At 40.9% G+C, this 14,012-nt stretch carries 15 protein-coding genes and 1 tRNA gene; all 16 read left to right on the top strand.

What is annotated here, in order from left to right:
• The first annotated feature begins 362 nt into the window (after positions 1-362).
• The 16 genes from pstC to K2Q13_RS07235 all read left to right on the top strand — a co-directional run bounded on the left by pstC (position 363) and on the right by K2Q13_RS07235 (position 13,957).
• Positions 363-1,295 carry a phosphate ABC transporter permease subunit PstC gene (pstC, locus tag K2Q13_RS07310; RefSeq protein WP_292920398.1) on the top strand — a complete coding sequence of 311 codons (933 nt, stop codon included), beginning with the start codon at positions 363-365 and terminating at the stop codon, positions 1,293-1,295.
• Positions 1,296-1,382: 87 nt separating this feature from the next.
• Positions 1,383-2,309: a phosphate ABC transporter permease PstA gene (gene pstA, locus K2Q13_RS07305; protein ID WP_292920397.1), complete on the top strand. Its 927-nt coding sequence runs from the start codon at positions 1,383-1,385 to the stop codon at positions 2,307-2,309.
• A gap of 7 nt (positions 2,310-2,316) precedes the next feature.
• Positions 2,317-3,111 (top strand): phosphate ABC transporter ATP-binding protein PstB, encoded by a 795-nt coding sequence (gene pstB, locus K2Q13_RS07300; protein WP_292920404.1) that lies wholly within the window; start codon positions 2,317-2,319, stop codon positions 3,109-3,111.
• 238 nt (positions 3,112-3,349) lie between these two features.
• Positions 3,350-4,105 carry a triose-phosphate isomerase gene (gene tpiA, locus K2Q13_RS07295; protein ID WP_292920396.1) on the top strand — a complete coding sequence of 252 codons (756 nt, stop codon included), beginning with the start codon at positions 3,350-3,352 and terminating at the stop codon, positions 4,103-4,105.
• Between the two features lie 18 nt (positions 4,106-4,123).
• On the top strand, positions 4,124-4,507 hold the full coding sequence (gene secG / locus K2Q13_RS07290; protein ID WP_292920395.1) for a preprotein translocase subunit SecG: 384 nt from the start codon (positions 4,124-4,126) through the stop codon (positions 4,505-4,507).
• Positions 4,508-4,563: 56 nt separating this feature from the next.
• Positions 4,564-4,648 (top strand) — tRNA-Leu (locus K2Q13_RS07285).
• A gap of 49 nt (positions 4,649-4,697) precedes the next feature.
• Complete coding sequence (locus tag K2Q13_RS07280) at positions 4,698-5,054, top strand: NADH-quinone oxidoreductase subunit A (RefSeq protein WP_292920394.1); 357 nt, start codon at positions 4,698-4,700, stop codon at positions 5,052-5,054.
• 4 nt (positions 5,055-5,058) lie between these two features.
• Entirely contained in the window at positions 5,059-5,535 is a 477-nt protein-coding gene (locus tag K2Q13_RS07275; RefSeq protein WP_013966902.1) for an NADH-quinone oxidoreductase subunit B, read from the top strand.
• Between the two features lie 9 nt (positions 5,536-5,544).
• Positions 5,545-6,165: an NADH-quinone oxidoreductase subunit C gene (locus K2Q13_RS07270; protein ID WP_292920393.1), complete on the top strand. Its 621-nt coding sequence runs from the start codon at positions 5,545-5,547 to the stop codon at positions 6,163-6,165.
• 55 nt (positions 6,166-6,220) lie between these two features.
• Complete coding sequence (locus K2Q13_RS07265; protein WP_292920392.1) at positions 6,221-7,474, top strand: NADH-quinone oxidoreductase subunit D; 1,254 nt, start codon at positions 6,221-6,223, stop codon at positions 7,472-7,474.
• Between the two features lie 2 nt (positions 7,475-7,476).
• Positions 7,477-7,953 carry an NADH-quinone oxidoreductase subunit NuoE gene (nuoE, locus tag K2Q13_RS07260; protein ID WP_292920391.1) on the top strand — a complete coding sequence of 159 codons (477 nt, stop codon included), beginning with the start codon at positions 7,477-7,479 and terminating at the stop codon, positions 7,951-7,953.
• Positions 7,950-9,227: an NADH-quinone oxidoreductase subunit NuoF gene (nuoF, locus tag K2Q13_RS07255; RefSeq protein ID WP_292920390.1), complete on the top strand. Its 1,278-nt coding sequence runs from the start codon at positions 7,950-7,952 to the stop codon at positions 9,225-9,227. The genes nuoE and nuoF overlap by 4 nt, the downstream gene beginning before the upstream one ends.
• A 69-nt stretch (positions 9,228-9,296) precedes the next feature.
• A complete protein-coding gene (gene nuoG / locus K2Q13_RS07250; RefSeq protein WP_292920389.1) occupies positions 9,297-11,708 on the top strand; it encodes an NADH-quinone oxidoreductase subunit NuoG in 2,412 nt (803 codons plus the stop codon).
• 22 nt (positions 11,709-11,730) lie between these two features.
• Positions 11,731-12,828: an NADH-quinone oxidoreductase subunit NuoH gene (nuoH, locus tag K2Q13_RS07245; RefSeq protein WP_292920388.1), complete on the top strand. Its 1,098-nt coding sequence runs from the start codon at positions 11,731-11,733 to the stop codon at positions 12,826-12,828.
• A gap of 15 nt (positions 12,829-12,843) precedes the next feature.
• Positions 12,844-13,332 (top strand): NADH-quinone oxidoreductase subunit NuoI, encoded by a 489-nt coding sequence (gene nuoI / locus K2Q13_RS07240; protein WP_292920387.1) that lies wholly within the window; start codon positions 12,844-12,846, stop codon positions 13,330-13,332.
• A 19-nt stretch (positions 13,333-13,351) separates the two neighbouring features.
• Positions 13,352-13,957 (top strand): NADH-quinone oxidoreductase subunit J, encoded by a 606-nt coding sequence (locus K2Q13_RS07235; RefSeq protein WP_292920386.1) that lies wholly within the window; start codon positions 13,352-13,354, stop codon positions 13,955-13,957.
• Positions 13,958-14,012 lie beyond the last annotated feature (55 nt).

Below are 14,012 nucleotides of genomic sequence, written 5' to 3'. Positions count from 1 at the left end.
GAGGACGATGAGGAAGAAGAAAGCGAAGATAGTGGTAGTAATGATGACGAAAGTGATGACGAGGATGAGGATGAATAATTCGCTTCTTGCTGTATTTTAGTTTGTGGGTACCCAAGCTCTGGAGATGACATATCTCCAGAGTGCAAAGCTTTTAAAGTATCTCAAAGAGAAAGGGTTATATTCTGGTGGTTTTATTAAAAATCATAAAAGCAGCTGTATTTTGTAAAGTGATTTGTATTAATAAAATTGTTCTGAAGTAAATCAATGCTTGTTACAGATTAACTCTGATTAATAGTTGAATTTTGTTCATCGGTTAACAACTCTCTTACTATAATGCTTCAACTTATAGAAGGGCTTTCACTGTGGCAGAAGAGTCACAAAATAAATTGGTGTATGCTGGAAAACTCGGATATAGTTTTCGTCGGCATTTGCATGAAAGGTTTATAGAAACTTTTTTATTCTTGTCAGCAATTCTTTCGGTTGCAATTATGCTTGCAATCATTGCTATGCTTTTGAAAGAATCGATAGTTTTTTTCCGTCAAGTATCTATCTGGGATTTTTTAACGGATACGCAGTGGACGCCGCTATTTGATGATGCTCACTACGGGATATTGCCGCTAATCTCTGGAACACTAGTTAGTTCTTTGATTGCGTTATTGGTTGCGCTCCCTATGGGTACCATAATTGCCATATATCTTTCCGAATTTGCGCCATTTACGGTGCGTGAAATTGCAAAACCTTTCCTTGAGTTATTGGGGGGCGTTCCAACCGTTGTCTACGGATATTTCGCATTATTATTTGTAACTCCTTTATTGCAAATAATTTTTCCGGAATTGCCAGGCTTCAATTTACTATCGGCTGGATTAGTAATGGGAATAATGATCATCCCATATGTAAGTTCAATGACTGAGGATGCTATGCGCGCGGTTCCAATGAATCTGCGGGAAGGCTCCTACGCCATGGGTGCTACGCGTTTTCAGACAGCTATTCGTGTAGTTATGCCAGCAGCGTTTTCTGGTATAGCTGCTGCATATATTTTGGGAATATCGCGCGCTGTTGGTGAAACAATGGTGGTGGCAATTGCAGCAGGAATGCAACCGAATTTAACATGGAATCCAATGGAGCCCGCAGCGACAATCACAGCTTACATTGTTCAAGTTAGTTTGGGAGACTTGCCGCATGGAAGTATTGGTTATCAGACTATATTTGCTGCCGGACTGACTTTGTTGTTAATAACACTTGTATTCAATATCATTGGACATTTATTGCGCAAACGTTATCGGGAAATTTATTGAAGAATCAGAAGCAATCTGGGTGGTTAGTATTTTTTTGATATGAGCTATAGAATAATTTCTTAAGATATTTGCTTGTGGAAGTATGCAATGAGAAGTGTAAAGAGCCTTGAAGAAATTAGAAGAATCATTATCCTTCATAAAAGATGGGATTTGATTTTTATGATAACCGGCATTGTTGCGTTAATGATCGCGATAATGACCTTTATGGCTCTATTTGCACATATGCTAATCGATGGTTTACCTCGCTTATCTTGGGAGTTTTTTACATCATTTCCATCACGACGCCCAGAGTCTGCCGGAATATTGTCTGCCTGGGTCGGCACTACTTTGGTTATGCTTGTAACGGCAGTGGCTGCGGTACCATTGGGGATAGGGTCAGGTGTATATCTAGAAGAATATGCTCCCCGAAATTTGCTGACCGAAATCATTGAGATCAATGTCACCAATTTGGCGGGCGTTCCGTCGATAATATATGGTTTGCTTGCACTAGGATTGTTTGTGTATCAATTAGGTTTTGGGCAGAGTGTTTTGGCAGCAGGATTAGCTTTAGCATTATTGATTCTACCGGTTGTTATTGTGGCTACGCGAGAGGCAATACGATCAATTCCCATTACAATACGAGAAGCGGCCTATGCATTAGGTGCAACCAAGTGGCAAACAGTCTCGGATCATTTGTTGCCATATTCGTCGGCAGGAATTTTAACAGGAATTATTATAGGTTTGGCTCGGGCGATTGGTGAAACAGCTCCGATTATTACTATTGGAGCATTGACGTTTATTGCTTTTTTACCCCCATCTCCAGTAAAAGATGAATTTCCTTTTATATCGTTTGAATGGCTTACTGCCCCTTTTACTGTAATGCCAATACAAATGTTTAACTGGGTGTCTCGACCTGAAGAAGCTTTTCAGTTGAATGCGGCTGCAGCGGGGTTAGTCTTGGTCGTTATGACGCTCGCTATGAATGGCTTGGCAATTTATTTACGCTACAGAATGCGGAAAAATATTAAGTGGTAAAGAAATGATGCAGATAAATCAGAAAGAAATTGCAGAGTCTGCTCAATATAAATCTGAAGTAAAGAACCTCAGCTTTCACTATGGCGCTTTTAATGCGCTCAAGAATATTGATATGGTGTTGCATGATAAAAAGATTACAGCACTAATTGGACCATCCGGATGTGGCAAGTCGACATTCTTGAGGTGCTTTAATCGCATGCATGATTTGTATCCGGGTAATCGATATGATGGCGAAATAATTTTGCATCCTGATGATGTGAATATTTTGGCGTCGAATGTTGACCCGATCGAAGTGCGGATGAGAATAAGTATGGTGTTTCAAAAACCCAATCCATTTCCTAAGTCAATTTATGAAAATGTAGCTTATGGGTTGCGTGTAAGAGGGATCAAACAACGAGCAATTCTGGATGAAAAAGTAGAGATAGCTTTACGTAACTCGGCGTTGTGGGATGAAGTTAAAGATCGGTTACATGAACTTGCTTTTAATCTTTCAGGTGGGCAGCAACAGAGACTTTGCATTGCGCGTGCATTAGCAACGGATCCTGAGATTTTGCTATTTGACGAGCCGACCTCTGCTCTTGATCCGATAGCAACGGCTAGCATTGAAGAGTTGATTACCGACTTGAAGACTAAAGTGACTATACTTATAGTGACTCATAATATGCAGCAAGCAGCGAGAGTATCAGACTACACTGCTTATATGTATCTAGGCGAGTTAATTGAGTTTAATGTGACAGATACAATATTTATTAAGCCTAAAAATAAGCAAACAGAAGATTATATTACCGGGCGTTTTGGTTAATGGACGGCATTCTCTAAATAATTAATCTTGTCTTTCAATAGGCGTAAATTAAAAGAAAGCTTATAGATAACTGTCTATTCAAGTATATAGGTTATAACAACTGATTTGGCTATATCTGTGTAAAAGTGTGCGTAAAACGTGAAAATGTATTAATGAGGGGCGCTATTGATGCACAATTGACTTGATAAAGAATCAAGGGTAGCATCGCCCATTTTGGAAAGCTGGAGCTAGAAGTAAGATGCGTAAAAAGATGGTTGCTGGTAACTGGAAGATGCACGGTAATTTAGTACAGAATAAACAGTTGCTTGATGCGGTAATTGCCGATCTAAATGAATTGGGTGAAGATCTTGTTGTAGTTTGTGTGCCTTACCTCTATCTGCCGTCTGTACAAAAGCAATTACAGAATACGAAAATAGCATTGGGTGCTCAGAACGTGAGTCAACATGAAATGGGTGCGTATACAGGAGAAATTTCAGCATCCATGCTGAGTGATTTTCAGTGTCAATATGTTATTGTTGGGCATTCAGAAAGAAGAATGCTGTTTGGCGAAGACAATCATGTGGTTGCGAAAAAATATGTCGCAGTTCAGAATGCTGGAATGGCTCCGATTTTATGTGTTGGAGAGACACTGGAGCAACGTGAGGCTAAAGTTACTAAACAAGTCATAGAACAACAATTAATGTCGGTCATTAGTTTGGCAGGAGTTGAGTCGTTTAACAAAGCCGTTATTGCTTATGAGCCAGTATGGGCTATTGGTACAGGTAAGACTGCAACTCCAGAACAAGCGCAAGATGTGCATGCATTTATAAGGGAAGAAATAGCTAAGCAGAATTTGAACGTGGCGAATCAGTTGACTATTCTCTACGGAGGTAGCGTTAAAGACAATAATGCACCTGAACTATTTGCTATGCCCGATATTGATGGTGGCTTAATAGGCGGTGCTTCGCTTATTGCAAATGATTTCATCGCAATTTGTCGTGCATTACGTCATTAAATTTTTTGGAGTATAACGTTGGAAATCTTGGTTTGGACCGCACATGTTTCGCTAGCGATTTTATTGATAGTTTTGGTATTATTACAGCATGGTAAAGGCGCAGATATGGGGGCTGCATTTGGCAGTGGTTCAGCAGGCAGTTTGTTTGGAGCAAGTGGATCAGCTACTTTCTTGAGTCGTGCTACGAGCTTTGTTGCAGCAATGTTTTTTATCACGAGTCTGAGTTTAACCTATTTCTCGATGAATCAAACTTCAGATGGAAGTGTAATGAGTATCATGGATGGTGTTGAAGAATCTGAAAATGCCGCAGTGATAGAAGTAGATGAAACATCTGTTTCGGAGCGTGATTATAATATGCCAGAGACTGAGAACAGCTCAATAGTTAACAAAATACCTGAGTAACTTCTACGATGAAATTGGCGTAGAAGCTTAATGATGAGATAGAGCATAGTTTTGCCGCCGACGTGGTGGAATTGGTAGACACGCCGTCTTGAGGGGGCGGTGGCGAAAGCTGTGCGAGTTCGAGTCTCGCCGTCGGCACCATGTGTGGTTAGTGATAGATTCTCTTTAAATTCTGGCGTATAAATTTACAATGCTTGAAAACTATTTTCCGATATTATTATTTCTTATTGTTGGTTTTTTAGTAGGGGTTGTACCCATGCTTTGCGGTTGGTTGCTCGCGCCTAACAATCCTGATAGTGAAAAACTTTCGCCTTATGAGTGTGGATTTGAGGCTTTTGAAGATGCGCGAATGAAGTTTGATGTACGATACTATTTGGTAGCAATTTTATTTATTTTATTCGATCTGGAAATCGCATTCCTTTTTCCGTGGGCTATTGTGCTTGATGAAATTGGGTTATTTGGATTTCTTGCTATGATGGTTTTTCTAAGCATCTTGGTGGTGGGATTTGTTTACGAATGGATGAAAGGTGCTTTAGAATGGGATTAATGCTATGAGTATAGAAGGGACGCTTGAAAAAGGCTTTATTACTACTAGCCTAGATTCAATTATTAATTGGGGACGAACTGGTTCAATGTGGCCGATGACATTTGGACTCGCATGTTGTGCGGTCGAAATGATGGAAACAGGAGCCTCTCGTTATGATCTTGACCGTTTTGGGATAGTATTTCGTCCAAGTCCACGCCAATCGGATGTCATGATTGTTGCCGGGACATTATGTAATAAAATGGCACCTGCTTTACGTAAGGTCTATGATCAAATGGCGGAACCCCGATGGGTGATATCCATGGGATCATGTGCGAATGGCGGCGGTTACTATCATTATTCTTACTCGGTAGTTCGTGGATGTGATCGTATAGTGCCGGTTGATATATATGTACCTGGTTGTCCGCCAACAGCAGAAGCTTTGTTGTATGGGATCATCCAGTTGCAGAATAAAATTAATCGTACTAACACAATCGCTCGCTAACTCATCAGTATGTCAACTACACAAAATGAAGTCCTTGCTGCAGCACTGCGGAATTCTCTAGAGAATAAATTGATTAATCTGCGGGTGCAGCAAAATGAATTAACTATCGTAATAAACGCCGAAGATGTTCCGGATGCAAGCAAAATATTGCGGGATAACTCGGCACTTATGTTCGATACATTGATTGATTTGTGCGGGATAGATTATTTAACGTATGGTGATGACCTATCAATTAAGTACGATTTGAGAAATAGGCGCTTTGCAGTAATTTATCATTTGCTATCAGTTGAGCGAAATCAAAGGTTACGCGTCCGGGTTTTTGCTGAGAATAATGAATTTCCTATGGTACATTCAGTTACCGAAGTATGGCCCACTGCTAACTGGTTCGAGCGGGAGGCATTTGATCTGTATGGCATTGTTTTTGCCGATCACCCAGATTTGCGTCGTATATTGACTGACTATGGTTTTATCGGAAGCCCTTTTCGTAAGGATTTTCCGATAACTGGTCATGTGGAGATGCGTTATGATGAACAGCAGAAGCGTGTGATTTATCAACCCGTTAGTATTGAGCCGCGAGAGATAACACCGCTCGTGATACGTGAGGAACACTATGGGGATAGTGAGTCCTGATAATATTATCTTGAATTGTGTTTTTAAAAGAGTTTTTAAGTAAAAAAAGTAACTTATGGCTGAAATACGTAATTACACTTTGAATTTTGGACCGCAACACCCGGCAGCTCACGGTGTGCTTCGGTTGGTTCTGGAATTAGACGGAGAAGTTGTGCGGCGTGCAGATCCGCATATTGGTTTGTTGCATCGTGCGACTGAGAAATTGGCGGAAAATAAAACATACATACAATCAGTTCCTTATATGGATCGGTTGGACTATGTTTCCATGATGGTCAACGAGCATGCTTATGTGATGGCCATAGAGAAATTGCTGCAAGTTGAAGTGCCCATTAGAGCGCAATATATCCGCGTAATGTTTGATGAAATTACTCGTATTCTAAATCATTTGCTTTGGATTGGTGCTCATGCGCTTGATGTTGGTGCTATGACGATGTTTTTGTATGCTTTTCGCGAAAGAGAAGATTTGATGGATGTCTATGAGGCAGTATCAGGTGCGCGCATGCATGCTGCTTATTATCGTCCTGGCGGGGTGTACCGCGATTTGCCGGATTCCATGCCTAAGTACCAGTCTTCAAAAATACATAGCGAGAAACAGACTCAGGTGCGGAACGAAAATAGAGAAGGATCTTTATTAGACTTTATTGAGGATTTTACGAATCGCTTTCCAATCTATGTTGATGAATATGAAACTTTGTTGACGGATAATAGGATTTGGAAACAGCGTTTGGTTGATATTGGGGTTGTCTCTCCTGAGCGCGCTAAAGCTTTAGGATTTACTGGTCCAATGTTGCGCGGATCTGGTGTGGAATGGGATTTAAGGAAGAAACAACCCTATGAGGTTTACGATCGTCTTGATTTCGACATACCTATTGGTGTAAATGGCGATTGTTATGATCGATATTTGATACGTATGGAAGAGTTTCGTCAATCAAATCGAATTATTAAGCAATGTGTCGATTGGTTGCGTAAGAACCCAGGTCCGGTTATTACTGATAATCATAAAGTTGCACCGCCATCTCGAGTCGAGATGAAGCAAAATATGGAAGAAATGATTCATCATTTTAAGTTGTTTACAGAGGGTTTTCATGTGCCTCCTGGCGAGGCTTATGCTGCGGTTGAGCATCCTAAGGGTGAGTTTGGTATTTATCTGGTATCTAATGGCGGCAATAAACCATATCGACTGAAAATACGCGCACCTGGTTTTGCGCATTTGGCTGCTTTGGATGAAATGTCCAGAGGGCACATGATTTCCGATGTGGTCGCAATTATTGGTACGCAAGATATAGTATTTGGTGAGATAGATAGATAACAATGTTAAGTGCTGAATCTCTTAAAAGAATAGATCGTGAGATCGCTAAATATCCGGTCGACCGGAAACAATCTGCTGTCATGTCAGCGCTCGCAATCGCGCAAGAAGAAAAAGGCTGGTTAGCCAATGAGACAATGAATTTTGTTGCTGAATATTTGGGTATGCCGCCAATCGCAGTTTATGAGGTAGCCACTTTTTATAATATGTACAATCTGGAGCCAGCAGGTAAGTACAAAATAACAATATGCACAAATTTACCTTGTGCTTTATCGGGTAGCACTGATAGCGCAAAATATTTAAAACAAAAATTAGGCATCGGATTTAATCAAACAACCCCAGATGGAAAATTTACTCTAAAAGAAGGTGAGTGTTTTGGGGCTTGTGGAGATGCGCCGGTATTACTGGTGAATAATAAACGTATGTGTAGCTTTATGTCTGAAGAAACGATCGATAAATTATTGGGGGAACTGGGCGAATGAATCAGTATCCGCAGACTTTAATGAATGGAGTTGATTCATCTGACTCTGAGAATTGGCATCTTAGAAGCTATGAAAGACGTGAAGGATATGCAGCCCTAAGAAAAATATTAACAAAAAAAATAACTCCCGAAGAAGTCATAGAGGAAGTTAAGAAATCTGCACTTCGTGGGCGCGGTGGAGCAGGATTTCCTACAGGATTGAAATGGAGCTTCATGCCTAAAGGCTATGAAGGTGACAAGTATATCGTCTGTAATTCAGACGAAGGAGAACCGGGAACTTTTAAAGACCGTGATATTTTACGATATAACCCGCACATTCTGATTGAGGGTATGATAATAGCAGCGTACGCGATGGGCGTAAAAGCGGGTTATAACTATATCCATGGAGAGATATGGGAAACATACGAGCGAATGGAAGAGGCTGTGGAAGAAGCACGAGCGGCTGGTTATCTCGGAAATAATATTCTGGGTTCATCATTTAGTTTTCAACTATATAATCACCATGGATATGGTGCTTATATCTGTGGAGAAGAGACTGCATTGCTCGAATCCATTGAAGGTAAGAAAGGCCAGCCACGTTTTAAGCCGCCTTTTCCTGCTAATTATGGTCTTTATGGAAAACCAACTACCATAAATAATACAGAAACATTTGCTTCTGTTCCTTGGATAATTCGTAACAGTGGAGAGAAATATCTACAACTTGGCAAGCCCAATAACGGTGGTACAAAAATATTTTCAGTATCAGGCCATATTAATAAACCAGGAAATTATGAAGTACCACTCGGCACGCCTTTTGCGAAATTATTGGAGTTAGCTGGCGGTATGCGCGGAGGGCGAAAACTGAAAGGATGTATTCCTGGCGGATCATCAATGCCGGTATTGCCTGGTGATATCATGATGCGAACAGATATGGACTATGATTCCATCGCCAAAGCTGGATCGATGCTTGGTTCAGGCGCTGTTATCATTATGGATGAAACGACTTGTATGGTAAGAGCACTGGAACGCCTGTCTTACTTTTACTATGAAGAATCCTGCGGACAATGTACACCTTGTCGGGAGGGCACTGGTTGGCTTTATCGTATTGTCAATCGAATTGAGCATGGCAAAGGGCGACTAGAAGATCTTGACCTTCTGGATAATATCGCTGACAACATACAGGGGCGGACAATTTGCGCCTTGGGTGATGCTGCAGCCATGCCTGTACGTGCAATGATTCAACATTTTCGTGACGAGTTTGTTCACCATATAGAACATAAGAAATGTATGGTTTAATTATTAATTATTTAATAATTAATAACATGCCAATTTAATTATTCGTAATTAACCTAAGAATTTTAACTGATGGTCAATATAGAAATCGACGGTAAGCAAGTATCTGTATCCAAGGGGAACACCATCATGGATGGTGCAAAGCAACTTGGTATATACATTCCACATTTCTGCTATCACAAAAAATTATCCATTGCAGCTAATTGTCGTATGTGTTTGGTGCAAGTAGAAAAAGCGCCAAAACCCTTACCTGCTTGTGCAACGCCGGTAATGGATGGGATGAAGGTATATACGCATTCTCAGCAAGCTGTGACCGCGCAAAAGGGGGTAATGGAATTTTTGCTGATTAATCATCCACTTGATTGCCCTATTTGTGATCAAGGCGGTGAGTGTCAGTTACAAGATCTTGCCGTAGGATACGGTTCGAGCGGCTCAAGATATTCCGAAGCGAAGCGAGTGGTTGTTAACAAAAATCTAGGGCCGCTGATATCAACAGACATGACGCGCTGCATACACTGTACGCGCTGTGTTCGGTTTGGTCAGGAAATTGCCGGGATTATGGAACTTGGTATGGCCGGGCGTGGTGAGCATGCAGAAATACTTGCATTTGTCGGTAAAACAGTGGACTCTGAATTGTCGGGTAATGTAATTGATCTTTGTCCAGTTGGTGCATTGGTCAGTAAGCCATTCCGATATTCGGCTCGTACATGGGAATTGTCTCGCAGGAAATCAATTAGTCCGCACTGTGGCTTAGGATCGAATCTTGTCGTGCAAGTTAAACAAAATCGCGTGATGCGTGTGCTTCCTCGAGACAATGAGGAAATTAATGAGTGCTGGTTGTCTGATAAAGATCGATTCTCTTATGAAGGATTGAATTCTGAAGATAGATTGATACGCCCCATGATCAAGCGTAATGGTGAATGGTTTGAGTGCGATTGGAAGGAAGCTCTGGAATTTACAGCTAATGCTCTCCAAGCGATAAAGAATCAATACGGTGCCAATAAAATTGCAGCATTAGGGTCTGCGTATAGCACCACGGAAGAGCTTTATTTATTACAAAAATTGTTGCGAGGTTTTGGCAGTAGCAACATTGATCATCGCCTACGTCAATCCGATTTTAGTGCAGACAAGAAAATGCAGGGTATTCCATGGTTGGGTACCAGCATTGCAGACATTTCGCAACTAAAGTCAGCTTTAATTATCGGCAGTACGCTACGTAAAGATCATCCGCTCATAGCGCAACGTTTACGGCAGTCTGTAAAGAATGGCATGAAACTGAATGTTGTAAACCCGGTAGATGATGACCTGCTAGTTAATGTTGCAAATAAAACAATTGTTGCACCGAGCTTAATGGTCAAAGCTTTGGCTGAGATTCTAAAAGTTGCTGCTGAGATAAAGGGAATAGAACCAACGGAAGAGTTGCAACGAGCTATTAATTCGTTAGGTGTTTCGAGTACGACCAGTGCTTTCGCTATTGCGGCCAGCTTGATTGAAAGTGCACCGGCTGCAATTTATTTGGGTAATATCGCACAACACCACCCTGATTATGCTAAGTTAAATTGGCTTTCTGGATTGATTGCTAAAATAACGGGTGCAAGTTATGGCGTACTGGGTGAAGCTGCCAATAGCGTAGGCGCTTATCATGCCGGCGCAATACCGGTAGCAGCAGAATTTTCAGTTGTGGAAAAGTTCGATCATGTCGAATACGGATTGAACGCTGCGCAAATATTGGGATTTGGAAATGACTCAGCAGATGAAAAATGCAGCGCATTTATATTAATGAATGTAGAACCCGAATATGATTCTTATAATTCGCAACAAGCAATAGAAACAATTAAAGCGGGTGAATTCGTAGTGTCATTGGGCGCTTACCAAGGAAATGCTAAAGATTATGCGGATGTATTGCTGCCAATTACGCCATTTACTGAAACATCAGGCTCTTATATTAATACAGAAGGTAGGATGCAGAGTTTTAATGGCGTAGTTTCTCCATTAGGCGAAGCTAGGCCTGGGTGGAAAGTATTACGTGTACTGGCTAATTTGCTAGCGCTGGAAAAATTCGAATATGAAACAGCAGAGCAAATACGTGCAGAGATTTTCCCTGAGGGATTTGAGATTAGTCGATATCTGAATAATAGTTTAGAGAATTTTGACGCTGCTATTTCGATAGTTGAGAAAGAGAGTATGGAGCGTATTGGCGAAGTGCCAATTTATCAAGCAGACCCGATTGTTCGTAGAGCCGAATCTTTACAGGCTACGCACGATGCCGAGCTGCCCAAGGCTTGGATGGCGGCTGAGGTACTGGAAAATTTAGGTGTTACTTCGGGTGATAAAGTAAAAGTTAAGCAAGGAGAAGGGCTTGTGCAACTTGAAGCTGCGTTAGATGAAAAATTGCCTCATAATTGTGTTCGCATCGCGTGCGCACATCCCAAAACAGTAGCGCTAGGTGCTCTGTTTGGTGAAGTAAAAATAGAGAAATTGTGATGGCAATGGTTGGAGTTTATTAATGGAGAGTATTCAACAACAGTTTGTGGAAATATTGGGTGCAGAATGGGGATTCATGATGTTTTCATTAGCCACAAACATGACATTTATCTTTGCTATTGTTGTTCCATTGTTATTAGGCGTGGCTTATCTTACTTTTGCCGAACGTAAGATAATTGCGTATATGCAAATTCGAGTAGGGCCGAATAGGGTAACTTTTTTTGGCATACCATGGTTACGTGGTTGGGGGCAGCCGATTGCTGATGCTGTAAAAGCAATCATGAAGGAAATTATAATTCCAACAAGCGCTAATAAATTTCTTTTTATTCTGGCGCCAGTACTCACTATTATGCCGGCATTGGCTGCTTGGGCTGTGATTCCTTTCTCACCTGAGCTCGTGCTTGCGGATATCAACGCTGGATTACTTTATATTTTAGCAATGACATCCATGGGTATATACGGCATCATTATCGCGGGTTGGGCATCTAATTCTAAATATGCTTTTATAGGGGCTATGCGTTCAGCTGCACAAGTGGTCTCATATGAACTGGCAATGGGGTTTGCCTTAGTGTGTGTTTTGATGATGTCACAAAGTTTGAATCTGGGCGATATTGTGAATGGTCAGCAGGGTAACAGTCTGTTAAATTGGTATTTGATTCCACTGTTCCCGATGTTTCTGGTTTATTTGATTTCAGGTGTCGCTGAAACAAATCGTGCACCCTTTGACGTCGCGGAAGGCGAATCAGAAATTGTTGCGGGCTTCCATGTTGATTATTCAGGTATGGCTTTTACGGTATTTTTTCTAGCCGAATATTCCAATATGATATTGGTGGCAACTTTAACATCTATTATGTTTTTGGGCGGATGGTTGCCGCCAATTGATATTGCACCATTTACGCTGATACCTGGTTTTATCTGGCTACTATTAAAGATTGCATTTATATTGTTCTTTTTTCTTTGGTTTCGTGCGACCTTCCCGCGATATCGCTATGATCAGATTATGAGACTAGGTTGGAAAATATTTATTCCTATAACACTCGTATGGATCGTTCTATTAGGTGCAATAATGCAATTGCCAGAATCTATACGAAATGTGTTTCCACTAAATATCTGGTTTTAAAATTGAGAGAATACAATGGACCGTATCAAAAAATTTTTTAGTACCTTTTTATTATTTGAATTGCTAAAAGGTATGGCAGTTACTGGAAAATATCTTTTTAAACCAAAGATAACTGTACATTTTCCAGAGGAAAAAACTCCTCAATCGCCACGTTTTCGCGGCTTGCATGCATTACGTCGTTATCCAAACGGAGAAGAACGATGCATTGCTTGTAAATTATGTGAAGCTGTTTGTCCGGCAATGGCGATAACCATAGAGTCAGAACAGCGTGCGGATGGCACGCGACGGACTACACGCTATGATATCGATTTGAGCAAATGCATTTTTTGTGGCTTTTGTGAGGAGTCCTGTCCAGTTGATTCAATTGTTGAAACTCGCATACTGGAATATCACTGTGAGAAGAGAGAGGATTTTATATATACCAAAGAAATGCTATTAGCAGTGGGAGATCGATATGAAGAGCAGATTGCCAAGGATCGAGAAGCCGATGCTCCCTATCGTTGAATCTTGTTGGTAAATACGAATGATTTTTCAAGATATTTTATTTTATTTTTTTTCAGCAATACTGATTGCATCAGCGCTTGGTGTAATTACGATGCGTAATCCAGTAAATTCGGCTTTGTTGCTGGTATTGTCATTTGTTACGTGTGCTGGTTTGTGGTTGCTACTAGAAGCAGAATTTCTTGCGATTACGCTTGTATTAGTTTATGTCGGCGCTGTCATGGTTTTGTTCTTGTTTGTAGTGATGATGCTAGATATCAATCTGGATCGATTACGAGAAGGATTCTGGAAATGGTTTCCGTTTGGTGCGATGATTGCTCTAGTTATGGTGGTAGAAATATCAATGGTGCTAATGGGTAGATACTTTGGGCATGAAGAAATGCCGATACCGGAACCCAAAGGCACTGATTACAGTAATACCAAAGAATTGGGGCGGTTGATTTATACCGAGTATGTATATGCGTTTGAATTGGCGGCTGTGCTTTTACTGGTTGCGATGATTGCGGCAATAGCGTTGACACTGCGTCATCGTGAAGATAAGAAATCTACGAATCCATCTAAACAAGTCAAAGTAAGAAAAGAAGATAGAATTCGTATAGTGAACATGCCGACAGAAAAAAAAGAATGAGTGCTTGCGTGTACTTATTTCTGATTGGTGACTTTTAAAATATAAAAAGAGGCAG

Source organism: Nitrosomonas sp., assembly GCF_019752095.1.
GTDB lineage: Bacteria > Pseudomonadota > Gammaproteobacteria > Burkholderiales > Nitrosomonadaceae > Nitrosomonas.
This window is presented reverse-complemented; position numbering and strand designations above follow the sequence as displayed.